The 23,247-nt window shown below is 70.6% G+C and carries 25 protein-coding genes; 13 read left to right on the top strand and 12 right to left on the bottom strand.

Going from position 1 to position 23,247, the window contains the following annotated elements:
* Positions 1–29 precede the first annotated feature (29 nt).
* A complete protein-coding gene (locus tag MMF94_RS26530) occupies positions 30–1,241 on the bottom strand; it encodes an MFS transporter (protein WP_241039913.1) in 1,212 nt (403 codons plus the stop codon).
* A gap of 94 nt (positions 1,242–1,335) precedes the next feature.
* Between MMF94_RS26530 and MMF94_RS26525 the strand changes: the two genes are divergently transcribed.
* Positions 1,336–2,397, top strand: coding sequence for a LacI family DNA-binding transcriptional regulator (locus MMF94_RS26525; RefSeq protein ID WP_241039912.1), 1,062 nt, complete (start codon positions 1,336–1,338; stop codon positions 2,395–2,397).
* A gap of 83 nt (positions 2,398–2,480) precedes the next feature.
* Positions 2,481–3,113: a TetR/AcrR family transcriptional regulator gene (locus MMF94_RS26520; protein ID WP_241039911.1), complete on the top strand. Its 633-nt coding sequence runs from the start codon at positions 2,481–2,483 to the stop codon at positions 3,111–3,113.
* Positions 3,114–3,125: 12 nt separating this feature from the next.
* On the opposite strand, the gene fahA is transcribed toward MMF94_RS26520, so the two are convergent.
* From fahA to MMF94_RS26500, 4 genes are read right to left on the bottom strand one after another with little or no spacing between them, the layout of a single operon-like run.
* The gene (fahA, locus tag MMF94_RS26515; RefSeq protein ID WP_379660442.1) at positions 3,126–4,376 is read right to left on the bottom strand and encodes a fumarylacetoacetase; all 1,251 of its coding nucleotides are present in this window, start codon (positions 4,374–4,376) and stop codon (positions 3,126–3,128) included.
* Positions 4,316–5,515: a homogentisate 1,2-dioxygenase gene (locus MMF94_RS26510; RefSeq protein ID WP_241039909.1), complete on the bottom strand. Its 1,200-nt coding sequence runs from the start codon at positions 5,513–5,515 to the stop codon at positions 4,316–4,318. The genes fahA and MMF94_RS26510 overlap by 61 nt, the downstream gene beginning before the upstream one ends.
* Entirely contained in the window at positions 5,490–7,109 is a 1,620-nt protein-coding gene (locus MMF94_RS26505; protein ID WP_241039908.1) for an FAD-dependent monooxygenase, read from the bottom strand. The genes MMF94_RS26510 and MMF94_RS26505 overlap by 26 nt, the downstream gene beginning before the upstream one ends.
* Positions 7,106–8,068, bottom strand: a complete 963-nt coding sequence (locus tag MMF94_RS26500) for an MBL fold metallo-hydrolase (protein ID WP_241039907.1) — start codon at positions 8,066–8,068, stop codon at positions 7,106–7,108. Before MMF94_RS26500 ends, MMF94_RS26505 begins: the two co-directional genes overlap by 4 nt.
* Positions 8,069–8,184: 116 nt before the next feature.
* Between MMF94_RS26500 and MMF94_RS26495 the strand changes: the two genes are divergently transcribed.
* Entirely contained in the window at positions 8,185–8,532 is a 348-nt protein-coding gene (locus MMF94_RS26495; RefSeq protein ID WP_241039906.1) for a UBP-type zinc finger domain-containing protein, read from the top strand.
* A 73-nt stretch (positions 8,533–8,605) separates the two neighbouring features.
* Here MMF94_RS26495 and MMF94_RS26490 read toward each other — a convergent pair whose 3' ends face one another.
* A complete protein-coding gene (locus tag MMF94_RS26490) occupies positions 8,606–9,778 on the bottom strand; it encodes a glycosyltransferase (protein WP_241039905.1) in 1,173 nt (390 codons plus the stop codon).
* A 190-nt stretch (positions 9,779–9,968) separates the two neighbouring features.
* Between MMF94_RS26490 and MMF94_RS26485 the strand changes: the two genes are divergently transcribed.
* The 3 genes from MMF94_RS26485 to MMF94_RS26475 all read left to right on the top strand — a co-directional run bounded on the left by MMF94_RS26485 (position 9,969) and on the right by MMF94_RS26475 (position 12,747).
* A complete protein-coding gene (locus tag MMF94_RS26485) occupies positions 9,969–10,970 on the top strand; it encodes a Gfo/Idh/MocA family protein (protein WP_241039904.1) in 1,002 nt (333 codons plus the stop codon).
* Between the two features lie 49 nt (positions 10,971–11,019).
* On the top strand, positions 11,020–12,267 hold the full coding sequence (ilvA, locus tag MMF94_RS26480; protein ID WP_241039984.1) for a threonine ammonia-lyase IlvA: 1,248 nt from the start codon (positions 11,020–11,022) through the stop codon (positions 12,265–12,267).
* Positions 12,268–12,465: 198 nt separating this feature from the next.
* The gene (locus MMF94_RS26475; protein ID WP_241039903.1) at positions 12,466–12,747 is read left to right on the top strand and encodes a metal-sensitive transcriptional regulator; all 282 of its coding nucleotides are present in this window, start codon (positions 12,466–12,468) and stop codon (positions 12,745–12,747) included.
* 54 nt (positions 12,748–12,801) lie between these two features.
* On the opposite strand, the gene MMF94_RS26470 is transcribed toward MMF94_RS26475, so the two are convergent.
* Positions 12,802–13,383 carry a TetR/AcrR family transcriptional regulator gene (locus MMF94_RS26470; protein ID WP_241039902.1) on the bottom strand — a complete coding sequence of 194 codons (582 nt, stop codon included), beginning with the start codon at positions 13,381–13,383 and terminating at the stop codon, positions 12,802–12,804.
* A 55-nt stretch (positions 13,384–13,438) separates the two neighbouring features.
* Between MMF94_RS26470 and MMF94_RS26465 the strand changes: the two genes are divergently transcribed.
* From MMF94_RS26465 to MMF94_RS43790, 3 genes are all read left to right on the top strand, one after another.
* The gene (locus MMF94_RS26465) at positions 13,439–14,581 is read left to right on the top strand and encodes an acyl-CoA dehydrogenase family protein (RefSeq protein ID WP_241039901.1); all 1,143 of its coding nucleotides are present in this window, start codon (positions 13,439–13,441) and stop codon (positions 14,579–14,581) included.
* Between the two features lie 439 nt (positions 14,582–15,020).
* The gene (locus tag MMF94_RS26460; RefSeq protein WP_241039900.1) at positions 15,021–16,373 is read left to right on the top strand and encodes an MFS transporter; all 1,353 of its coding nucleotides are present in this window, start codon (positions 15,021–15,023) and stop codon (positions 16,371–16,373) included.
* A gap of 218 nt (positions 16,374–16,591) precedes the next feature.
* The gene (locus MMF94_RS43790) at positions 16,592–16,801 is read left to right on the top strand and encodes a DUF7668 domain-containing protein (RefSeq protein ID WP_420852450.1); all 210 of its coding nucleotides are present in this window, start codon (positions 16,592–16,594) and stop codon (positions 16,799–16,801) included.
* A gap of 49 nt (positions 16,802–16,850) precedes the next feature.
* Here the strand turns inward: MMF94_RS43790 and MMF94_RS26455 are convergent, their stop codons facing one another.
* On the bottom strand, positions 16,851–17,402 hold the full coding sequence (locus MMF94_RS26455) for a nitroreductase family protein (protein ID WP_241039899.1): 552 nt from the start codon (positions 17,400–17,402) through the stop codon (positions 16,851–16,853).
* A complete protein-coding gene (locus tag MMF94_RS26450) occupies positions 17,399–17,749 on the bottom strand; it encodes a DUF6092 family protein (protein WP_241039898.1) in 351 nt (116 codons plus the stop codon). The genes MMF94_RS26455 and MMF94_RS26450 overlap by 4 nt, the downstream gene beginning before the upstream one ends.
* A gap of 725 nt (positions 17,750–18,474) precedes the next feature.
* Between MMF94_RS26450 and MMF94_RS26445 the strand changes: the two genes are divergently transcribed.
* The 4 genes from MMF94_RS26445 (at position 18,475) to MMF94_RS26430 (ending at position 20,772) form a co-directional block, all read left to right on the top strand.
* Entirely contained in the window at positions 18,475–19,224 is a 750-nt protein-coding gene (locus MMF94_RS26445; protein ID WP_241039897.1) for a nucleotidyltransferase domain-containing protein, read from the top strand.
* Positions 19,225–19,314: 90 nt separating this feature from the next.
* Positions 19,315–19,647: an ArsR/SmtB family transcription factor gene (locus tag MMF94_RS26440; RefSeq protein ID WP_241039896.1), complete on the top strand. Its 333-nt coding sequence runs from the start codon at positions 19,315–19,317 to the stop codon at positions 19,645–19,647.
* Positions 19,644–20,126 (top strand): SRPBCC family protein, encoded by a 483-nt coding sequence (locus MMF94_RS26435; RefSeq protein WP_241039895.1) that lies wholly within the window; start codon positions 19,644–19,646, stop codon positions 20,124–20,126. The genes MMF94_RS26440 and MMF94_RS26435 overlap by 4 nt, the downstream gene beginning before the upstream one ends.
* Before the next feature lie 154 nt (positions 20,127–20,280).
* Positions 20,281–20,772: a DUF2127 domain-containing protein gene (locus tag MMF94_RS26430; protein WP_241039894.1), complete on the top strand. Its 492-nt coding sequence runs from the start codon at positions 20,281–20,283 to the stop codon at positions 20,770–20,772.
* On the opposite strand, the gene MMF94_RS26425 is transcribed toward MMF94_RS26430, so the two are convergent.
* Genes MMF94_RS26425 through hutH form a run of 3 tightly spaced genes read right to left on the bottom strand, consistent with a single transcriptional unit; the run spans position 20,756 to position 23,102 of the window.
* Positions 20,756–21,172 (bottom strand): hypothetical protein, encoded by a 417-nt coding sequence (locus MMF94_RS26425; RefSeq protein ID WP_241039893.1) that lies wholly within the window; start codon positions 21,170–21,172, stop codon positions 20,756–20,758. The two genes, MMF94_RS26430 and MMF94_RS26425, sit on opposite strands and share 17 nt — an antisense overlap.
* An 11-nt stretch (positions 21,173–21,183) precedes the next feature.
* A complete protein-coding gene (locus tag MMF94_RS26420; protein WP_241039892.1) occupies positions 21,184–21,453 on the bottom strand; it encodes a hypothetical protein in 270 nt (89 codons plus the stop codon).
* 41 nt (positions 21,454–21,494) lie between these two features.
* A complete protein-coding gene (gene hutH / locus MMF94_RS26415; protein ID WP_241039891.1) occupies positions 21,495–23,102 on the bottom strand; it encodes a histidine ammonia-lyase in 1,608 nt (535 codons plus the stop codon).
* Between the last annotated feature and the right edge of the window lie 145 nt (positions 23,103–23,247).

The following is a 23,247-nucleotide window of genomic DNA, read 5'->3' as shown; positions in this document are numbered from 1 at the left end:
GTAACCTGGCGATTCGGCCAGGTTCTCGGTCAGCGGGCGCTGCTCGACCCTGTTAGGGGGAGCGGGCGACTGGCACCCGAGGCCAGCAATCCCAGAACCAGAGCGCCCAGCACCACGAACAGGGCGCGCAGGATGCCGGCGTGCTCGGCCAGCAGGCCGATCAACGGAGGCCCCGCCAGGAACGCCGTGTAGCCGATCGAGCTCACCACGGAGACGCGCGCGGCCGCGCGGGCCGGGTCGTCCGCGGCCGCGCTCATCCCGACGGGGAAGCCGAGCGAGGCGCCGATCCCCCAGAGCAGTGCTCCGCAGAGGGCGACGGGCGTGGAGCCGCCGAGCGCCACGAGGAGAAGGCCGGCGAGTGCGATCGCGGCGGTCGCGCGAAGCACGGCGACGCGGCCGAACCGTTCGAGCGCGGATCCGCCGACCAGCCGCCCGATCGTCATCGCGCTGACGAAGAACCCGAAGGCGACGGCCCCGACCGCTTCGCCGGAGCCGTAGCCGTCGACGAACGCGATGGCGATCCAGTCGTTGGCAGAGCCTTCCGTGAAGGCGAACCCGAGCACCAGCAGTCCGACCAGGAGCGTGCGCGGCTCGCGCCACGCGGCGAGGACCCCCGCACCCGCGGCCTTCTCCTCCGCGGTGGCCACGTGGACGGGCAGGAACCGCCGGGTGGCGACGATGACCACCGCCGGCAGCAGCGCGGCGACGACCATGATCTGCACCGCGACGGGCACACCCAGCGCGGCCGATGCGGCTCCCAGGCCTGCACCGGCGACGGTGCCGAGGCTGAACGCTGCGTGCAGCCGGGGCATGAGCGAACGACCGAGCCTGCGCTCGACGTCGGCACCCTCGACGTTCATCGCGACGTCCCAGACCCCCGTGCCCAACCCGGCGAGCACGAGCCCGATCGCCGCCGGAGCGACCGCCCCGGTGAACAGCCCGACGACCAGCAGGGCCAATCCGAGACATTCCGACAGGGCTCCCGAGAGCACCGCGCGACCCGGACCGAGCCGATGGACGATCGGCCCCGACAGCGGCAACCCCGCGACGGCGCCGGCGGACAGGCACAGCAGGAGCAGGCCCAGCTGCCCCGGTGTCAGCCCCAGCACGTCCCGGATCGCGGGCGTGCGGGAGATGAACGACGCGAACGCGAGCCCGTTCGCGGCGAACGCGACGACGACGGCGGTACGGGCACGAAGGACCTCGGCGGCGGCGGGCGGGGCCCCGGTCGTCGTCAACATGCGCTCCTTGTCGAATCGATTCGATCGACGACACCGTACGCGGTCACCCGGCCGGGTTCAACCTGTAATCGAGTGGCCCCGTTACCGTTCGGGGGTGTCCACCCGCCCGACGCTCGCATCCGTCGCGGCGCGCGCGGGCGTCTCGCCCTCCACCGCGTCGCTGGCGTTCTCCGGCAGCCCACGGGTCACGCCCGGCACCCGCGAGCGGGTGCTGACCGCCGCGGCCGAACTCGGCTACGCCGGGCCCGACCCGCTGGCCGCCTCGCTGCGCCGCGGTCGCAGCGGGGTCATCGGCGCGTTCGTCGGCGAGCGACTGCTGTACGCCTTCCGCGACCCCGTGGCCGTCCAACTGCTGGACGGGATCACCGGCGTGCTCGGCTCGCACGGAGTCGGGCTGCTGCTGCTCGCCGGCGACTCAGGGCGCCCCTCCACCGAGCAGATCGGGCGCATCCCGCTCGACGCCGCGATCTTCGCCACCTGCGGGCTCGAGGACGACCCCGCGCTCGACCGGCTGCGGGCCCGCGGCGTACCCCTCGTCGTCGTCGAGGGCCCGGAGCTGGAGGGCGTCGTGCTCATCGACATCGACGACCGGCGCGGCACCCGTGACCTCGCCCGGCACCTGCACGAGCTCGGCCACCGCCGGGTCGAGATCCTCGCGATGCCCCTGCGCCTCGACGGCCGGTGTGGCCCCGTCGACGCCGCCCGCCGGGCCCGGGCCCACTACCGCGACGTGCGGCACCGGCTGGAGGGCGTGGAGGACGTCTTCGGACCGGTGCCCGCGTTCGAGACGGCCAGCAACGCCGTCGACGAGGGTGCAGCGGCGGGGCGCGTGCTGCTGGACGTTCCGGCGCACCGGCGCCCCACCGCCGTGATCGCGCAGAGCGACGTGCTCGCCGCAGGCGTGCTGCAGGCCGCGAAGGAGCTGGGACTGCGGGTGCCGGAGGACGTCAGCGTCGTGGGGTTCGACGGTGCCGACCTGCCCTGGCTGGGTGTCACCCGCCTCACCACGGTGGTGCAGCCGACCGACGAGAAGGGCCGCGCCGCTGCTGAGGCCGCGATGGAGCTCGTCGAGGGGCGGCGGCCGCCGGACGTCACGCTGCCGGTGTCGCTGCGAATCGGCACGACGAGCGGCCCACCCCGGCCTGACACCCGCTGACGCCGCGCGCCAAACCGTCCGACGTATACCGAATACGGTGCTCGCGCACACGTCATCCGGCGCGAGACATATCCTCGCGGACCATGAACGCCTCCGCCGATGCTTCGTCACCCGCGCCGCGCGGGCGTCGCGACGAGCGCACGGCGGCCAGCCGCGCCCAGATCCTCGACGCGGCGGTCGCCTGCCTCGTCGAATCCGGGTATGCCGGTGCGACAACCCTGCAGATCCAGGCCCGGGCCGGCGTGTCCCGCGGCCGGCTGCTGCACCACTTCCCGTCACGCGAGCAGTTGCTCGTCGCCGCGTCCCAGCACCTGTCCACCCAGCGGCTGCGGCGCAACGGTGAACGGATCAAGAGCCTCGCGGGCGGACTGACCGGCGCCGAACGGCTGGACCGCGCTATCGAACTGATGTGGGAGGCCTTCTCCGAACCGCATTTCTGGGCGGCCGTGGAGTTGTGGACGGCGGCGCGCACCAACAAGGAGCTGCGCGCCGCGCTCCTCGTCCACGAGCGGGAGATCGGCGCGGCGATCAAGGGCGGGCTCGACCGGTTCTACGGACCCGAGCTCGTCGCCCACCCACGCTATCCGGAGGTTCGCGACCTGTTGTTCACGAGCATGCGCGGGGTCGGGCTCGCCTACGCACTGGATCACCGCGACCCGAGCACCGACCCCCATCTCCCCCTCTGGAAACAGACGGCCCGAACCCTCCTGACCTGACGGCTCGCCGCGTCAGCGGGAGGGGAGGATGCGGCCGCGGACCTCGCCCAGGCCGATGCGGGTGCCTGCCGTGCCGGGGGCGGTGCCGGTGATCGCGACCTCGTCCCCGTCCTCGAGGAACGTGCGGGTGCTCTCGTCGGCCAGCGTGATCGGCTCGGCCCCTCCCCAGCTCAGCTCCAGCAGCGAGCCCCGCTGTTCCTTCTCCGGCCCGGACACGGTGCCGCTCGCGAAGACGTCCCCGGGACGCAGCGAAGCCCCGTTGACGGTCAGGTGCGCGAGCTGTTGCGCGGCAGTCCAGTACATGGTGGCGAACGGCGGGCGGGAGACCACGTGGTCGTTGAGCGCCACCTCCAGCTCCAGGTCCAGCCCCCGCTCGTCGACGTCGCGCAGGTAGGGCAGCAACGGTGGGTCACGCGGCGGCGGCGCGACGCGGGCGGCCTCCAGTGCGTCCAGCGGCACCACCCACGGCGAGACGGACGTGGCGAACGACTTGCCGAGGAACGGCCCGAGCGGCGTGGACTCCCATGACTGGATGTCGCGCGCTGACCAGTCGTTGAGCAGGAACATCCCGAACACGTGCTCGGCGAAGTCGCCCACCCCGACCGACTCGCCGACCCGCGTGCCCGTGCCCACGACGAACCCGACCTCGGCCTCGATGTCCAGCCGCGTCGAGGGCCCGAACTCCGGTCCGTCGTCGCCCCGGCGCTGCCCCTTGGGCCTGACGATGTCGGTGCCGGACACCACGATCGTCCCGGTGCGCCCGTGGTAGCCGATGGGGAGGTGCTTCCAGTTCGGCGAGAGCGGTTCGGAACCGGGCCGGAAGATCCGTCCGACGTTCCTGGCGTGGTGCTCGCTGGAGTAGAAGTCGACGTAGTCCCCGACCTCGACGGGCAGGTGCAGCTGCACGTCGTCGGCCGCCAGCAGATGGGGCCGCAGCGCGTCCGCGGGCCCGTGGACCCACTCCACGAGACGCTCGCGCAGCTCCGTCCACGTGCGACGCCCAGCGGCCAGCAGCGGGTTGAGCGTGGGGGCGGCCAGCAACGACACCAGCTCGGTGGCCCCGCCCGACTCCGCCAAGGGGACGACGTCGAGCACGTGGTCGCCGATCGCGACGCCGACGCGCCTGCGGGGGTCTCTGGGCACGGAGAACACGCCGTAGGGGAGGTTCGCCGCGCCGAACAGCGTGCTCCCGGGAAGTTCGATCACGCGCCGGGTCCCCGTCCCGACCACGTCCAGGGATAACCCGGGTCCTCGGAGGCCCATCCGCCTTCACCGAGCTCGAACGGCCGGAACGTGTCGACCATGACGGCGAGCTCGTCGACCTCCTGCACGCCGATGCTGCGCTCGTACGCCCCGGGCTGCGGGCCGTGGCTGTGGCCGCCGGGGTGCAGCGAGATCGAGCCCTGCCCGATGCCCGAACCCTTGCGGGCCTCGTAGCTCCCGCCGCAGTAGAACATGACCTCGTCGGAGTCCACATTGGAGTGGTAGTACGGCACGGGTATCGACAACGGGTGGTAGTCCACCTTTCGCGGCACGAAGTTGCAGATCACGAACCCGTCGCCCTCGAACACCTGGTGCACGGGCGGCGGCTGGTGCACCCGGCCCGTGATCGGCTCGAAGTCGGAGACGTTGAACGTGTACGGGTACAGGCAGCCGTCCCAGCCGACCACGTCGAAGGGGTGGGTCGGGTAGACGTACCGCGTGCCCGTGACCCCCCGGCTGCCCCGGTGCTTCACCAGCACCTCGACGTCCGTGCCCTCGACGATCAGCGGCTCGCCCGGGCCGTGCAGGTCGCGCTCGCAGTACGGCGCGGTCTCCAGCAGCTGACCGAAGCGCGTCAGGTAACGCTTGGGCGGGGCGATGTGCGAGTTCGCCTCGATGACGTAGAGCCGCAGCGGCCCGGAACCGACGGGCACCCAGCGGTGCGTGGTGGACCGCGGAAGGATCACGTAGTCGCCCTGCCGCACGTCCAGGACCCCGAACACCGTCTCGACGGTGGCCGACCCTGACTCGACGTACACGCACTCGTCGCCGAGCGCGTTGCGGTACAGCGGCGACGACTCCCCCGCGACGACGTAGGAGATCCGCACGTCGGCGTTGCCGAGCACGAGACGCCGCCCGATCACGGCGTCCACGGCCTTCCAGTCCTCGCCCGGGAACAGGTCGTGCAGCTTCAGGTGCCGTGGAATCAGCGGGTGGTTCGGCGTGGTGTCGACGCCCGCGAGCTCCCACGGGCTCGCGTCGACGATCGCCGAGGGAATGCTGCGGTGGTAGAGCAGCGAGGAGTCCGACGAGAAGCCCTCCTCCCCCATCAGCTCCTCGTAGTAGAGCCCGCCGTCGGGCGTCCGGAACTGCGTGTGCCGCTTGGGCGGCACCTCACCGGACCGTCGGTAGTACGCCATGTTCGTTCTCCTCCCGGTCCATGACAATCGCCAGCGCGCGGTGCAGTGCATCCACGATGGTGGCCGACGACGGTCGTTCCAGCACAGCGGCGACGTGCGCGTCGGGCCGCACCACCCAGACCTCTCCTGGCCGCGCGTCCAGTGCCCCGGTCAGTACACCCGTCGGGTCCCCGGCCGCGAGCTCCAGCACACGCACCGGCGCCGACACACTCTGCGTGGCCTCACGCACCGCCGCCACGTCGGCGCCGGGCATCGTGAGCAGCAGGAACCCGTCGCGGGCGAGCGTCCGGAAGCGGTGCGCGCCGTCCCAGACGCCGTCGGGGACCAGGATCCCGGGTCCGGGAGCCGGTGCGGTCCCGCGCGCCGGACGCCCGGCGAACGGACGGGCGGAACTGGGTGTCGTCAGCGGTGAGTCGGCGTACCAGAACGCCTCCGCGAGCCGTCCGGAGTCGACGAGCGCGCGAGCGGCCGGATCCGAGGGGGAGCGGGAGAGCACGTCGCGGCGGTGCTCGGCCTGTTCGGGCGTGCGCGGCACGAGGAAGTCCATTGTCGCGGTGGTGACGGCGAGGTTCTCCCGTGCGGCGGCGTGGCGCTCGTGGTGGTAGCTCTCCAGCAGCTGCTCCGGCGCCCAGCCCCGCAGGACGAACGCGATCTTCCAGGCCGCGTTCTCGGCGTCGGGCACCCCGGAGTTGAGCCCCCGGGCCCCGAACGGGGACACCAGGTGCGCGGCGTCGCCGGCGAGCAGCACTCGCCCGACGCGCATCCGATCGGCACAGCGGGAGTGGAAGCGGTACACCGACTGCCACACCACCTCGTAGGGACGGTCCCCGATCACCGCGCGGATCCGCCGGTCCATGGCGCCCGAGCTCACCTCGGCGTCGAGGTCGAACTCCGCGGACACCTGCCAGTCGATGCGGAACGTCGAGTCCGGGCAGGGATGCACGAGCACCTGACGGCCGGGATTCCACTCCGGGTCGAAGTGGAAGTGCCGCTCGCTCGCCCGCTCGGGCAGGTCGGTGCGGATGTCGCAGATGAGGAAGCGGTCATCGAAGGAATGCCCGTCGAACGTGACGCCGAGCAGAGCACGCAACTCGTCGCAGCGCGCCCCCGCCGCCAGCACGACGAACGACGCGTCCATGCTCGTGCCGTCGTCGCAGGTCAGCTCGACCCCGTCGGCATCCTGCCGGAGCGCGACCACCCGCTGCCCCCACCGCACCTCGATCAGCGGCTGTGCGGCGATGCACTCGTCGAGGATCTCCTCGGTGCGCGACTGCGAGATGTTCACGAACGGCGGGAACGGCGAGCGGCCCGCGTCGACGAAGGTGTGGCTGAACAGCTCCGCGCCGCGGTGGAACGTCCGCGCGGTGGTCCACGTGACGCCCTCGGCCGCAATCCGCGCCCCGGCGCCGACGGCGTCCCAGATGTCGAGGACGTCGCGCTGCTGGCAGATCGACTTCGAGCCGACGTGGTCGCGGCCGGGCCGCTGGTCCAGCACCACCGTTCGCACGCCCCAGCGGGCGAGCAGCAACGCGGCGGTCTGGCCGACCGGCCCGTTCCCGACGACCACCACGTCACCGCCCGCCGGCCCGTTCATGACTGGAGCTGGTCCCAGACCTCTCGGTCCCGCTCGGCCGTCCAGATGATCGGGCGCTCCACGCCGGACAGCTCGTCCCACAGACGGGAGACGTCGAACGGGAGGCAGTGCTCGAAGATCGGCCAGTGCCCGTACTGGTCGACGAGCGCGTTGTGGCTGCGTTCGAACGCGTCCTTGAGAGTGCCGCCGCGCCGCTGCACGCCGGTGACCTCGCGGATCAGCACCTGCAGGAAGTACCGCGTCTGGTCGATGGCCGATCCGACGGCGGACGTCCCGCGGCTCACGCCTCCGCGCCCGCCGACCAGCATCTCCGCCCCGAGGGCCGCGACCCGGTCGAGCGTGGTGGTCGACCACTCGCGGTGGAACGCGTCGCCGGTGTAGAGGGCCGCCTCGGCCTCCACGAGGTCGCCGGCGAACAGGATCCGGTGCCGCGGCAGCCAGGCCACGATGTCGCCCTCGGTGTGCCCGCGACCGCAGTACTGCAGCACCAGGTCGCCCCGCTCGCCGCCGAGGTCGATCGTCATCCGGTCGGAGAACGTGAGGGTGGGCCAGGTCAGGCCGGGCACGGAGTCGGCGCCGTCGGCGAGGCGTGGCATCCGCGCGAACTCGCTCTCCCAGTCCTCCTTGCCCCGCTCCGCCACCAGCGCCCTGGTCTTCTCGTGAGCCACGATGATCTCGGCGTCGAACGCGGACGCGCCGAGCACGCGCACGGCGTGGTAGTGGCTCAACACGAGGTAGCGCACCGGCTTGTCGGTGTGCTCGCGTAGCCGGGCCAGCCATTTCCGCGCCGCGACCGGGGTGGCGAGCGCCTCGAAGCAGACGAGGAAGTCCTCCCCCTCGATGGCGCCGATATTGGGGTCGCCCTGGGCGGTCAGCGCGTAGACGCCGTCGGCGAGCACCTCGAGGGTCTGCTCCTTCGCCGACAGGTCCGCGGACGATGCGAATGGTTTCGTCGCCATTGACGCCTCCCTTTCGATCAAAGCTTTGATCAATTGGGACGGTACCCGGGTCGGGTCCTCACCGGAACCCTCCACCCGGCCATGATGAGCATGTCAGCCATAAGAAGGAGATGCGCATGTCAGCACAGAACGGAATCGATCCCGCCGTCGCACCGAGCGGCACGGGCTGCGCCGAATGCAACGAGGCCGGGGGCTGGTGGGTGCACCTGCGGCGATGCGCCCAGTGCGGCCACGTCGGATGCTGCGACACCTCGCCTGCCCAGCACGCCACCGCGCACTTCCGCGCCACCGGACACCCGTACGTCCGCACCTTCGAGCCCGGCGAGTCCTGGTACTGGGACTACCGCAGCAAAGAGATGCTCGACGGCCCCGAACTCGCCGACCCCGAGCACCGTCCGCTCGACCAGAGCGTGCCCGGCCCGGCCGATCGTGTGCCCGCCGACTGGCGCAAGCACATCCACTGAACCACCGGCAGGCCCGGGGAGCCGCCGTCTCACTGCCCGGGGCGGCACCCGGTTCCGGTTGCGCACAGGGCCCTCAGGCGACCATGGCGGCCAGATCCGCCACCATCCGGCCGATGCCGGGGAGCCCGAGAATCGTCCGCTGAAAGCCACGGGCGCTCCGCCGGAACGCGGGATCCTCCAGAACCTTCCGGCAGGCCGCCGCGACCGTCGTCGCATCGGAGTTCTTGTCGGCGATTACACCGAGGCCCAGGTCGGTCAACCGCTGCGCGTTGAGCGGCTGCTCCGCGAACAGCGGCATCGCCACGATCGGAACCCCGGAGGCCAGCGCCTCGCGGACGCTGTTGGCGCCGACATGGCTCAGGAAGAGATCACAGGCGGGCAGGAGCAGCGACTGCTGCACGAACGACGTCAGGTGCACGTTGGGGGGCCGTGACCCCGACCACTCGGACGGATCCACGCCCGATCCCAGAGCGACCACCGCCGTGCAGGGCAACGTCGCGAGGGCATCGACGATGCGGGGCAGTGGCGACGCCTCGGGAGCCAGCGTCGCGGAGCTCACGGAACCCAGGCCGGCCAGCACGAACGGGCGGTCCGACGAAAGGCTCACGATCGCCGGATCGAGCGCCTCATCCGTTTGCGAGGCGGGAGCGCGATAGCAGCGGGGAGCGCCGTGCGACGCGTCCGGGTACCACGACTCGGGCATCCAGCTGAACCAGGGCTCGCGGGTCAGGACGGACACGTCGTCGAGCGGAGGCAGGCCGACGACGTCCCGCGCCTCGTTCAGCGAGGGGAGCAGGCCCGGGTCGGCGACCGGCCCCAGCGGCCCGATGTCCAGGGTGGCGCAGGGCAGCCCGAGCGTCTCGGCGAGCAGGTGACCTCCGAACTCCCCGCACTCCCGCACCACAAGATCCGGCCCGAATGCCGGCGCCATCTCCAGCATGTCGCTCGCTGCACGTACCGCGGTGGCGCCGGCGAATATCCGACCGACCGCCTCGCCAGGTCCCAGCGTGGCGGCCTCGGGCGCCGGCGTGCCATCGGGCCGCAACGAGATGCGACGCAGCTCCTCCATCGTGCGCATCCGCGGCAGCACCAGGTGCGGCAGCCCGGCCCGCTCGAGGTGCGGGGCCATTGCGGCACCGGTGGCGACCGCCACCTCATGACCCGCAGCCCGGAGAGCCTGTGCGACCGGAACCACCATCGGCACCAGATGGGAGTAGACCGGAAGACTCGTCAGCAGAACCCGCATTTCTTCCCCCCGCCGGCGATTGCCGCGGAAACCATAACGCGACGAACCACCGAAAAACAGTTCTCAATATTCTGAATAACGACGCCGAGGACCGTCGTGGCCAAGAAGAATAAATACGCGCTATCGGGACGATGACGTCGTCCACGGGTCTGTGGCGAGGAGATCCCGACGTCGAGGCAGGATCAAGGACGTGGAACCTCTCCGGATCGGCGTCCTCGGCGCCGCACGCATCGCCGCCGCCGCGATCGTCGAACCCGCCCGTCTCACCGGCGCCCGGCTGGTGGCGATCGCCGCGCGCGACCAGGCGAGGGCGAAGGCCTTCGCGACCGAGCACGACATCGAGCGGGTGCTCGACTCGTATGCCGACGTGGTCGCCGACCCCGATGTGGAGGCGATCTACAACCCGCTGGCCAACGGACTGCACGGGCCGTGGAACCTCGCGGCGATCGCGGCGGGTAAGCCCGTGCTCACCGAGAAGCCCTCGGCCAGTGACGCCGCGGAGGCCCGCGAGGTCCGCGACGCCGCCGCCCGCGCGGGAGTGGTCGTCATGGAGGGCTTCCACTACCTGTACCACCCGGTGGCACGACGACTGCTCGACGTGCTCGCGTCCGGGGAGATCGGCGAGCTGCGCCGTGTCGAGATCGACATGATGATCCCGCCGCCCCCTGCCGACAACCTGCGGTGGTCGTTCCCGCTGGCAGGCGGCGCGACGATGGACGTCGGCTGCTACGGGCTGCACATGCACCGCGCGCTGGCGCCGTTGGCGGGCGGCGAACCCCGGGTGGTGGCCGCCCGGGCCGGTGAGCGCGCCGGCAATCCCGGCGTGGACGAGTGGCTCGATGCGGATCTGGAATTCCCCGGCGGAGCCACGGGGATCGTCCGCTGCGCGATGACGGCCGACGCCGACCGCATGACCGCCCGGATCGTCGGCAGCCGCGGCGAGGTGAGCGCCGCCAACTTCGTGCTGCCCCACCGCGACGACCGCGTGACGGTGACGGCCGGCAGAGCTGAACGCGTCGAGGAGCTGGGCCGCCGCCCGTCCTACGCCTACCAGCTAGAGGCCTTCGCCGGTCACCTGCGCGGGGGCGAGCCGGTCTCCACCGACGCCGACGACGCCGTGGCCACGGCCGAGCTCATCGACGCCTGCTACGGCGCGGCGGGACTCCCGTTACGGCCCCGCACTCGCCTCTGAGAACGGCGAGCCGACCCTCCTGACACGTGTGACGCGCCACAGGGGGAGGATTGACCAGGTGTTCTCCGCCGCCGACGTCGACGCCGCGGCCACCAGGCTCACCGGCGTCGCCCGCCAGACCCCGCTGCTGCACAACGAACGCCTGACCACCGCCATCGGCGCCCAGGTGTGGTTGAAGCGCGAAGACCTCCAGGTCGGACGCTCGTACAAGCTGCGCGGTGCGTACAACCTCCTGGCTCAGCTCGATGCCGACGAGCGCGCCGCCGGCGCCGTCTGTGCCAGCGCGGGCAACCACGGCCAGGGCGTGGCGTACGCGTGCCGGCAGCTCGGGATCCACGGCCGGGTGCACGTCCCGAGCACCACGCCGCGGCAGAAGCGCGAGCGGATCGCGGCGCTCGGCGGCGACGCCGTCGAGCTCGTCGTCGGCGGCGACACGTACGACGAGGCGGCCGCGGCGGCCTCCGACTACGCCGTCCGTACCGGCGCCACCGTCGTGCCCGCGTTCGACGACCCACGCACCATCGCCGGTCAGGGCACGGTGGGCATCGAGATCGTGGCTCAGCTGGGTCGCGCACCCGACGTCATCGTGGTGCCGGTCGGCGGCGGCGGGCTGCTCGCCGGAGTGGGCGGCTGGTTCGCGGCGCACCACCCGGAGGTCCGGATCGTGGGCGTGGAGCCGGCGGGCGCCGCGAGCATGGCCGCCGCGCTGGCTGCCGGCGCCCCCACCGTGCTGCCCGAGTTGGACTCGTTCGTCGACGGCGCCGCGGTGCGCCGGGTCGGCGACGTGAGCTTCCCGCTGGTGCGCGACTGCGGAGCCGAGCTCAGGAGCGTTCCCGAGGGACGCGTCTGCACCGAGATGCTCGACCTCTACCAGGTCGACGGCATCATCGCCGAACCCGCAGGCGCGCTGGCCACAGCCGCCCTCGACGGGCTCGACATCCGCCACGACGACACGGTCGTCTGCCTGCTGTCGGGTGGGAACAACGACGTCAGCCGCTACGCCGAGGTGGTGGAACGCTCGCTGGTGCACCGCGGGCTCAAGCACTACTTCCTCGTCGAGTTCCCGCAGGAGCCGGGCGCGCTGCGCCGCTTCCTCGACGAGGTACTCGGTCCCGACGACGACATCGTGCTGTTCGAGTACGTCAAGCGCGACAACCGGGAGACCGGCGCGGCGCTCTGCGGGATCGAGCTGTCCGATCGCGACGGGTACGAGCCGCTGTGGAAGCGGATGGAGGCGAGCCCGCTGAAGATTCAGCTGGTGGCGCCGGGCACCACGGCCTACAGGTTCCTCGTCTGACCCCTGGCCGGCGACTCCCCCAGCCGAGGGACTGTCTCATCTTGCGACCCCGGACAACCGTGACGAGGCGGGGTCAATTGCGGTACGAACTGTATCGGGCAGGCTCGACGGCCGCGGGACCGAGGGGGGCTCCGCGGCCTCGGGCTCGCCACCGCGGCTCCTGGTTCAAGTACCCCCTGGGGGTGTAGCCTCGGCGGCATGGCCAGCTACAGCAGCGACAAGGACGCCTACCTCAAGCGGCTCCGCCGCATCGAGGGGCAGATCCGCGGCCTGCAGAGGATGGTCGAGGAGGACAAGTACTGCATCGACGTCCTCACCCAGGTCGCCGCCGCCACGAAGGCCCTTCAGGCGTTCTCGCTCGAGTTGCTCGATGAGCACCTCGCCACCTGCGTCGTCCAGGCCGCGGCCACGGGCGGCGAGGAGGCCGACCAGAAGGTGCGCGAGGCGTCCGACGCGATCGCCCGGCTCGTCCGCTCCTGAGTCCCCTGACGAGCGGCACGGTCGCTCGGTAGGCCAGGGCGGATGTGCCGCTCGTCAGGGGACGCCGAGCCCGTGCAGCAGGAGTTCGGCGAGGCGCGCGTAGGCCTCCGCGTCGTCCAGCCCGGTAGCCGCGGCCACCTGCCGCTGCTGGATGCGCACCATCACCGACGTCACGACGTCCGCGACGAACCCGGTGTGCACGTCACGGAAGACCCCCGCCTCCACGCCCTCGTCGACCAGTTGCTGCACGCGCCGGGCGGCGGCACGGGTGTTGCGCGCGTACACCTCCGCGGCGGGCGGGAACGCGGCGACGTCCTCGACGAACCGGGGCGATGCCGGCGCCAGTTCCGTGGCGACTGCGCCGAGGTAGGTACCCACTCGCCGGCGCGGGTCGCTCTGCGCGGCCAGAGCGGCCTCGACGCGCTCCGTGGCACCCCGGAAGAAGTGCACGACCGCGGCACGCACCAACTGCTCCTTACTGCCCGCGAGCGCGTACAGGGTGCGCTTCGAGCAGTGCAGCCGCGCGGCGAGGTCGTCGAGGGTGAAGTGCGCGAAACCCTCGGCCAGCAACAGCTCTTCGAGCGTGTCGAAAAGCTGCTCACGGCGGGCCGCACCACGCCTGACGGGGGTCGACATGGCGGCTATCCTAGACGGTACTGAAGTATCTATCTCAGTACCGTTAGGAGTCCCGATGGCCGTCGACCGGCTGCTTCCCACCCAGGAGGCCGAGGACCTGCTCGCACTGACCTGCGAACTCGCCGACAAGGAGCTCGCCACCCGCGTCGAACAGCACGAGCGTGCCGAGACCTATCCGGACGGCCTGTTCGCGACGCTGGGCCAGGCCGGGCTCCTGGGGCTGCCCTACCCCGAGGAGATGGGCGGCGGCGACCAGCCCTACGAGGTCTACCTCCAGGTCCTCGAGGAGCTCGGCGCGCGGTGGGCAGCGGTCGCCGTCGCGGTGAGCGTGCACGGGCTCTCGTGCTTCCCGCTGGCCACCTTCGGCTCGCCCGAGCAGCAGGAACGCTGGTTGCCGAGGATGCTCGCCGGTGAACTGATCGGCGGCTACAGCCTGTCGGAGCCGCAGGCGGGTTCCGACGCTGCCGCTCTCACCTGCCGCGCCCAGAAGGTGGAGAACGGCTACCGGATCACCGGCACCAAGGCGTGGATCACCCACGGCGGCAAGGCCGATTTCTACGCGCTCTTCGCCCGCACGTCGGAGGGCTCACGCGGCGTGTCGTGCTTCCTCGCACCCGGCACGGCCGACGGGCTCTCCTTCGGCAAGCCCGAGGAGAAGATGGGCCTGCACGCCATCCCCACCACGACCGCGCACTGGGACGGCGCGGTGCTCGAACCCGAGCGGCTCATCGGGAAGGAGGGCCAGGGCCTGCAGATCGCTTTCGCAGCCCTCGACTCGGGACGGCTCGGCATCGCCGCCGTCGCCACCGGACTCGCCCGCGCCGCCCTCGACACCGCCTCGGCCTACGCCAACGAGCGCACCACGTTCGGCAAGAAGATCATCGACCACCAGGGCCTCGGCTTCGTGCTCGCCGACATGGCGGCCGCCGTCGACTCCGCCCGCGCCACCTACCTCGACGCCGCCCGCCGTCGCGACGCCGGCCGCGACTACAGCCGTCAGGCGAGCGTCGCCAAGCTCGTCGCCACCGACGCCGCCATGAAGGTCACCACCGACGCGGTACAGGTCCTGGGCGGCTACGGCTACACCCGCGACTTCCCCGTGGAGCGCTACATGCGCGAGGCGAAGATCATGCAGATCTTCGAGGGCACCAATCAGATCCAACGCCTGGTGATCGCCCGATCCCTGGCCAGGGGCTAGATCGTTGATTCTTCCGCCCTTGGGCAACGAGGAGACATGCGTTGGAGGGGGGCGGAGGGGCGTCGACGACGACGCGATGACGGTGTGTAGCACTCAGTTGAACGACCACGCCTTCGTCGGCCTGTTGGCGCTCACCCCGCATGGGCGAGGCGTCCGAGCCGGACTCGGCGGACCCTGTCCGAGCGTCACCCGGCACAGGAGCGAGGTGCGCGAGCTGTCGCGTGGAGAGGGTACGAACGAACGGTCGGCCAGGCGGTCGGTGTGAGCGCGGAGTTTCCGCCAACGCTCGGGCACGTCAGGCGGTCGCGCGGTCGTCTCAGCGCAGCCCGAACGCCGATCGCCTGGTGACGCGCATCTTGCTGGCTACGCAAGGTTTGGATCGGCGGGCATCATGGCAGAGAACGTCAGCCCTCCACGGCCGACTGCTCCGCTGCGGCGCATGCTGATCCCGCTTGCCCTTGCTCAGTTCATCTGCAGCTTCGCCGGCTCGAACATGAACGTGATGATCAACGACATCAGCCGGGATCTGGGCACGACCGTGCAAGGTGTCCAGATCGCGATCACGGTCTTCCTGCTCGTCATGGCGGCCTTCATGATCCCGGGCGGCAAGCTGACCGACCGCTGGGGCCGGAAACGGTGCTTCCTGCTCGGCCTCGCCATCTACGGGGTCGGCGCCCTTGTCAGCGCGTTTTCTCCCGGCCTCGGCATCCTGATACTTGGCAACTCCATCCTCGAAGGCGTGGGAACCGCTCTCTTAATCCCACCCGTCTACATCCTCACGACAATGCTCTTCAGCGACTTCACGTCCCGCGCACGGGCCTTCGGGGTGATCACCGGGATGGGCGGCATCGGCGCGGCTGCAGGACCGTTGATCGGCGGCATCATCACCACCGGCATCAGCTGGCGTGCGGCGTTCATATTTCAGGCCGTGATCATCGTGATCATCGTGCTGCTCAGTCGCCGGATCGCTGATCCGGTACTGCCGGATCCCACTCGGCCCTTCGACGTGGTCGGAACGATCCTGTCGGCCGCCGGCCTGGCGTGCCTCGTGATGGGAATCTTGCAGGCGGACAACAACCTGACACTGATGGCGATCCTGCTGGTCGTCGGAGTCCTCGTCCTTGTCTGGTTCTTCCTCCACGTCCGCGCCAAGGAGCGAGCCGGTGAAGAGCCGCTGTTGTCCACCGCCCTGTTCCGGAACCGCACCTCGAATCTCGCGCTCGTCACGCAGAACGTCCAGTGGCTGCTGCTCATGGGAGTCGCGTTCGTCGTCTCGGCCTATCTCCAGGTCGTCCGCGGCTACAACGCAATCCAGACAGGCGTGATCTTCACCGCCGCCACTGCCGGCATCCTCGTGTCGTCCCTCGCCGCCGAAAGGCTCGCCAAGAGACATCCACAGCGCAGCCTGATCATGGCGGGCTTCGTCGTCACACTCGGCGGGATCGGCGTCCTGCTCGTCATGGTCAGGTTCTCGTCGAACGTCTGGGCCTTCGCCCCAGGACTTCTGCTCATCGGCCTGGGCCTCGGAACGATGCTGACCCCCTCGGTCAACGTCGTGCAGTCCGCGTTCCCCGAGGAACAACAGGGGGAGATCTCCGGTCTGTCGCGCAGCGTGTCGAACCTGGGCTCGTCCCTGGGCACCGCCATTGCCGGCACGATCCTTGTCGTCGGCCTCACCACGCCGGGCCACGCGTACTCGGCAGCCATGATCGTCCTGGCAGGCATCGGCCTCATCGGACTGATAGCTACGCTCTGCCTCCCCGGCAGAACCAGCCAGGCCCCGTCTGAGTGACCAACTGAGTGACAACGTCTGCGGGGCAGGCGGACGCTGCCGGACGTGAACGGGCGCTCGACGTGCACCAACGGTGTGATCGCCGCAGCGGAGCCCTTCCAGCCTTGATCGGCGCTGGTCGGCCCAACCCGCGCTCAAGATAATGCAGATCTTCGAGGGCACCAACGAGATCCAATGCCTGGTGATCGCCCGATCCCTGGCCAAGCACTGAGTCTTCGATCCTGCTGCTGCGAGAATGTGCCACCCTGGCCAGAAAGCGGGCCCATCCCGGGACCGACAGTTTCCGGTTCAGCGACGGGAGCGGGTGGGCGGTCGTCCTTCCGCTATGGACCACCGCCGAGTCGCTGAGCGACTTGTCGTTGGAGATGTCTGTGACCGAGCGGGGATCCGACTTCATATTCGAGATCGACAACATGCATGTGATGTGACCCGCCGCAAGATCATCGACGCCCGCATGATCGGGCCGGTCGAAGCCGGTCACGCTCCGTCGTCGTGTGGCACCCAGGTGGTCAGGTCGCGCCAGGTCAGGCGGGGTTGCGGGTGCATCGGCTGCGGTGCCCCGGAGGTGGGATGGCCGAGGCAGACGACGACCTCGGGCACCCAGCCCTGCGGTAGCCGCAGCACCTCGCCCACCGCCGCTCGGCTGAAGGAGCTCACCGGACCTGCGCCGAGGCCGATCGCATGCGCGGCGAGCAGGAGCGTCGCCATGGCGGTCCCGACGTCGACGTGCAGGCCCGCCGCGCCCGGCGGGAAGCCGTACTCCGCGGCCAGCCGGCGGTCGGTGCAGATCGTGATCGCGGCCGCGGGCCGTTGGATCATGCCCGGCGACACCATGCGCAGCACGCGCAGGGTCGCGGGGTCGTCCGTAGCCACGAAGCGCTGCAGGTGCCGGTTGCCCGCGGTCGGCGCCCAGCGGCCGGCGTCCAGGACCGTCTCGAGGTCCTTGCGGGCGACCGGTTCGCCGCTCATCGCCCGTACCACCCGGCGGCTGCGGATGGCGGCCAGCACGGCGTCCTCCTGCCCGGTCACGGCGCGGCTCCCGGCTGCCCGGCGAAGTGGCCGGTGAGGTGCGTCCCGAGGGCGCGGCACAGCTCGTCCAGCCGGGCGGCGTACTCGTCCCGTCCGTCACGCGGCACGGCCAGATCGGGTGCTGCGACCAGTGGTCCCGTGACGAACTGCGCGGTCGACGCCGACGCGCGCGGAGCAATCGCCGCCCCCAGGCGCCGGGCGGCCGTCAGCAGGCGCAGCGGGCCGTACTCGGCGGCCTCGTCGACCTGTGTCCGCGCGGCTGTCACGAGGTAGGCCAGCAGTTCGAGGGCCTCGTCCTCGTCCAGTACGAGCGGCGCACGGCCTGCCACGTTGGGAACGTCCGACATCACGACCTCCTCGTGCGGGCCTCTCTGCAGCGTCCCCTCATCTTCCCAGTGCCGCGGTCGATCCGCGCCCGCGCTCGGCGCCCACGGGTCGGTAACTGTCCATCGGCGACCGCGAGCCGTGCCGCCGGGACCGACCCTTTTCCTCATGATCACCGGTTCGGGGTCGGGAACCGGGTCATGCCCTGCCGCAGGGCCCGAAGTGATGATCATGAGTTCCCGACCACGTCTCAGGCTGGACGGCGACTGCCGGCTCGGTATCCCCTGCGGACGACGGGTCGCCGCCGATTTCCGACAGGTCGGGCGCAGCGGGTTCCGCATGATCATCAGTTGGGGGTCGGGAACCGGGTCATGCCCTGCCCCAGGGCCCGGAACGTTGATCAACGCCCCGGCATGCCGGCGAGAAGCCAGATCCGGGGCAATCGTCGCCTCGGCAGCACCCTGGACAACGGAGCGCCGCAGATTCCGGACGGTGGACCACCGAAGCCGGGGCCAGGGGACTGGATTTCACATGCCGGAGCAAACGGCAGGGTCCCGAAGCCCGTCATCGGACGTGCCAGAACATACGAGGGCCCCGGGATCGGCTGGGCCATGCCCTTCGTCCTTCCCGGGGTGATGCAGCGGATGGCCGACGACCTCGCCGGCTATGCCGCCGACGCGACGGCCGGCCGTGGTCGAAGCGCACGGCCCTCTCAGGAGTAAGTGAGATCGCCCTACGATCGTCGCCCATGGTCGAGGTGGATCGGCGCGAGCGGGTACGGACGCAGCTACTCGATCGAGCCCGCGACGACGAGCGGATCGTCGGGGCCGCGATCACCGGGTCGGCGGCGAGCGGCCGTGAAGACCGCTGGTCGGACATCGACCTGTTCCTCGGGGTTGCGTACGGCATCGAGGTGGAGGCGGTGCTCGGCGACTGGAGCTCGTTCGTCTACCGCGAACTCGGCGCTCTTCACCACTTCGATCTCCGGCCGGGCACGCAGATCTACCGCGCATTCCTCCTCGACGGGCCGCTGGAGATCGACCTGGGGTTCACCCCCGGCCGTGATTTCGGTCCGGTCGGCGGCGGCGGCTTCCAGGTCGTCTTCGGCACTCCGGTAGAGCGGCGAGCACTGCCACCCGTCGATCCAGGTCATCTCATCGGGCTGAGCTGGCATCACGTCCTTCACGCCCGGATCGCCATCGAACGTGGCGCCCCCTGGCAGGCCGAGCACTGGATCAATGCCGTCCGCGACCACACCATCACGCTTGCCTGTCACCGTCGCGGGCTTCCCACCTCGTACGCCAAGGGTGCGGACGCGTTGCCACCGGAGGTCACCGGTCCGATCGGCGAGGCGTTCGTGCGAAGTCTCGACACAGCTGAACTCGCCCGGGCCCTGCGAGCAGCGACGGAGGCCCTGCTCACGGAACTGCGGGTCACTGACCCCAGCGTCTTCGAGACCTTGCAGGAACCGCTGCGCGAAATCGCCGGCCGCCGGTAGTCGGACCGTCACGTTACTTAGGGGTTGACCTAAGTGACGTGGCTCTGGATACTTAGGCACATGCCTAAGCGACGAGATGGTGGGGAGGGCGTGGCCGAGACAGATCTGAACGGCGTCTTCCACGCGTTGTCCGACCCCACCCGCCGCCGGGTCGTCGAGCGCCTCAGCCAGGGGCCCGCGACGACCAGCGATCTGGCTCGTCCCTTCGACATGGCACTGCCGTCGTTCACCCAGCACCTGAACGTCCTCGAGCGCTCCGGCCTGGTGACGTCGGACAAGAAGGGACGCGTGCGGACCTATCGGCTCGCGCCACAGCCACTCGAGGACATCGGCACCTGGCTCGCTGCGCAGCGAGCCCTGTGGACCCAGCGCCTCGACCAGCTCGACTCGTTTCTCCACGACCTCAAGGAGCAGCAGAAATGACGACCTACACCCCGAACCCCGAGCTCGACCTCGTGCTGGAGCGCACCGTTGACGTCGCGCCCCAGCTGGTCTGGAAGGCCTGGACCACTCCCGAGCTGCTCAAGCAGTGGTTCGCCCCCAAGCCCTGGACGACCACCGCCTGCGAGATCGACCTACAGCCGGGCGGCAGGTTCGACACCACCATGCGCTCGCCGGAGGGCGACGAGTACCCCAGCAGCGGCTGCATCCTCGTGGTCGAGGAGGGTTCCAGGCTGGTCTTCACCTCGGGCCTGGGCCCCGGGTTCCGTCCGGTGATCGTCGAGGGCGGCTTCCCGTTCACCGCGGTGATCAGCATGGAGCCCGACGGCAGCGGCACGAAGTACACCGCCACGGCGATCCACGCCGACGCCTCGGCGAAGAAGTCCCACGAGGACATGGGGTTCATCGATGGCTGGGGAATGGCGCTGGACCAGCTGGTCGAGGTCGCGAAGTCGCTCTGACCGACGGCCGGCCGGGGGCTGACCAGCGGGTACCGAGCGCGCGCATGGGCGCGACCTACGCTGGAACCGGCGCTACTCCGCGCCGACGGCGATCGAGCGAGGCGAACCATGCAGATCTTCGAGCAGGTGATCACGGGCACGCCGGTGCGCCGCCGTGGCTGACGTCCCGGCGGCGCGCCGCACCGAGCGGCTTTTCCGCCTCGCGATGTTCGTCAAGGGCCTGGACGGCGCAATCGAGCTGATCGGCGCGATCGTGCTGCTACTTGTGCCCGCCACGCTGGTGAACCACCTCGTGGCCGACGTGATCAGCCGCGATCTGGTGGGCTCTGCCGACGGCTTCCTCGCGCGACACCTCGTGGCGGGCACGGCGGAGTTCGCCTCCGGCAACCGCACGTTCGTGATCCTCTACCTCGGGCTGCACGGCGTGGTGAAGCTCGGGCTGGTGGTGGCGCTGCTACGACGCTGGATGCCCGCCTACCCGGTGGCGGCGGTGGTGCTCAGCGTGTTCGTGGCCTATGAGCTGTACCGCGCGGTGCGCACGGGCTCCGTGGTGCTGCCGCTGCTGGCCGTCGTGGACATCCTGATCATCATCATGGTGGTACGCGAGTACCTGCTGCTACGCCGCGAGGTCAGGACAGAGCGTTGATCGCCCGAGCGACGACGAGCACCACCACGAGCAGAGCGACGGCCGCCTGCACCGTCATCGTCATCTTCGCCCACCGCGAGAGCGGCATCACGTCGGTGGGGCTGAAGGCCGTCGCGTTGGTGAAGGACAGGTACAGGTAGTCGACGAACGCCGGCTCCCAGTCGCGCGGCGCGAAGTCGGGGTTCTGCATCTGCACGAACAGGAAGTCGGGGAGATCGCGTACGGCGTTCGCCCGCGCCGCCGGACCACCACGATCCAATTCCCAGTAGACGAGCGCGAACGCCAGCACGTTGATCACCCAGATCCCGCCGCCCCCGATGAGCAGCTGCGCAGGCGTCTCGGGCCGGCCGGCCACCAGTTCCCCGACCAGCAGCACCACCGACCACGCATTCGCAAGCACGACGAGCCCGGTCAGGACGAGGCCACCGATTCGCAGCGCGGCCGACTCACCGTCGACGCGGAAGGGGTTGACCCCAGCCCGATGAGCAGCACGACCTCGAGCACCGGGAGGACGTAGCGGGCCTGCGGCACCACCGGATTGGGCAGCATCAGCTGCAGCACGATCGCGACAACAACCGCCGCCGCTGCCGGCCACCGGTGCTCCCCGCGCGTCTGTCGCTTCCACGCCGGTTGCGTCACATGCGGAGGGTTCCCGCCCTCGCCGTCCACCTCGTCCGCCATCGCAGAGAGTCTGCCCTGCCTGTGGCGCTTTCCGCCGCGCGTCAGCGCAGCGGGCCGGTCACCGCTTCCGCGGCGCCGAGGGCGCTTCCCGTACTCACGAGATCTGCAGCCGCGTCCATCTCGGGTGCCAGCCACCGGTCCGGTCCGGGACCCGACACCTCGGCCCGCAGGCGGTCGCGCACGGCGGCCGTGGCCGGAGCAGGATCCAACGGCGCCCGCAGGTCCAGCGCACGAGCGGCGGTGAGCAGCTCGACCCCGAGCACCCGCGTCAGCCCCTCCAACGCCCAGCGCAGCTTGCGGGCGGCCGCCCACCCCATCGAGACGTGGTCCTCCTGCATCGCACTGGTCGGGATCGAGTCCACAGAGGCAGGTACGGCGAGCCGCTTCAGCTCCGCCACGATCGACGCCTGGGCGTACTGGGCGATCATGTGCCCCGAGTCGACGCCCGGGTCGTCCGCCAGGAACGCGGGCAGACCCTGGTTGCGGGCGACGTCCAGGAACCGGTCCGTGCGCCGCTCACTCATCGACGCCACGTCCGCCACCGCGATCGCCAGGAAGTCCAGCACATAGCCCAGCGGGGCGCCGTGGAAGTTGCCGTTGCTCTCCACGCGCTTGTCCTGCGTGACCACCGGGTTGTCGATGGCCGCCGAGAGCTCGCGGCCGGCCACCGCCTCGGCGTGGCTCAGGGTGTCGCGGGCGGCGCCGTGCACCTGAGGGGCGCAGCGCAACGAGTACGCATCCTGCACCCGGGTGCACTCGGGCGTCCGATGACTCGCCATCACCTCCGACCCGGCGAGCAGCACCCGCATGTTCGCTGCCGACTCCGCCTGCCCCGGATGGGGGCGCAACGCCTGCAGGTCCGGCGCGAACACCGCATCCGTGCCCAGCAGCGCCTCGACGCTCATCCCCGCCACGACGTCCGCGGTGCGCAACAGCCGCCGCAGGTCCGCGCACGCCAGCACCAGCATCCCCAGCATCCCGTCGGTGCCGTTGATCAGCGCCAGCCCTTCCTTCTCCTGCAGCACCACCGGCGCGATCCCGGCCGCCGCCAACGCCCGCTCGGCCGGCTGCAACTCCCCCGCCGCGTCTCGGACCTCGCCCTCGCCCATCGCCGCCAACGCGCAGTGCGCCAGCGGCGCGAGGTCGCCCGAACACCCCAACGACCCGAACTCCCGCACCACCGGCGTGATCCCCGCCGACAACATCGCCGCGTACACGCGCGCGGTCTCGAGACGCACCCCGGTCCGGCCGGTCGCGAGCGTGGACAGGCGCAGCAACATCAACGCGCGCACCACCTCCCGCTCGACCTCCGGCCCCGACCCCGCCGCGTGCGACCGCACGAGACTGCGCTGCAACTGACCCCGGAGCTCCGGCGGGATGTGCCGGGTGGCCAAGGCACCGAACCCCGTGGACACCCCGTAGTGCGGCCGCACATCGCTTGCGAGTGCCTCGATGACCTCGCGGCTCTCGGCGATCGTGCGTTCCGCATCCGCGGAGAGAACGACGCCGGCCCCCTCCCGGGCCACGGCGAGGATCTCGTCCGGGCTGACCGGGCCGGTCCCGACGACGACAGGGGCGGGATCGGTGGAGGACGAGTCGTGGTTGACGCGTTCGGATCGGCTGCGCTCGTGACGCACTCGTTCGGGCATCGCGCAATCTGACACCCACCTCACAGCGCGCGCCAGGGGCCACTCGTGCATCAGATCCGATCACGCTCCGCTCATGGCGAATCGATCAATGATCACGATCAGTAGCACATTATTCAACGACTGTTGAGTTCGAGGAAATTCGGCG

The organism is Pseudonocardia alaniniphila (genome assembly GCF_022524485.1).
GTDB lineage: Bacteria > Actinomycetota > Actinomycetes > Mycobacteriales > Pseudonocardiaceae > Pseudonocardia > Pseudonocardia alaniniphila.
This window is presented reverse-complemented; position numbering and strand designations above follow the sequence as displayed.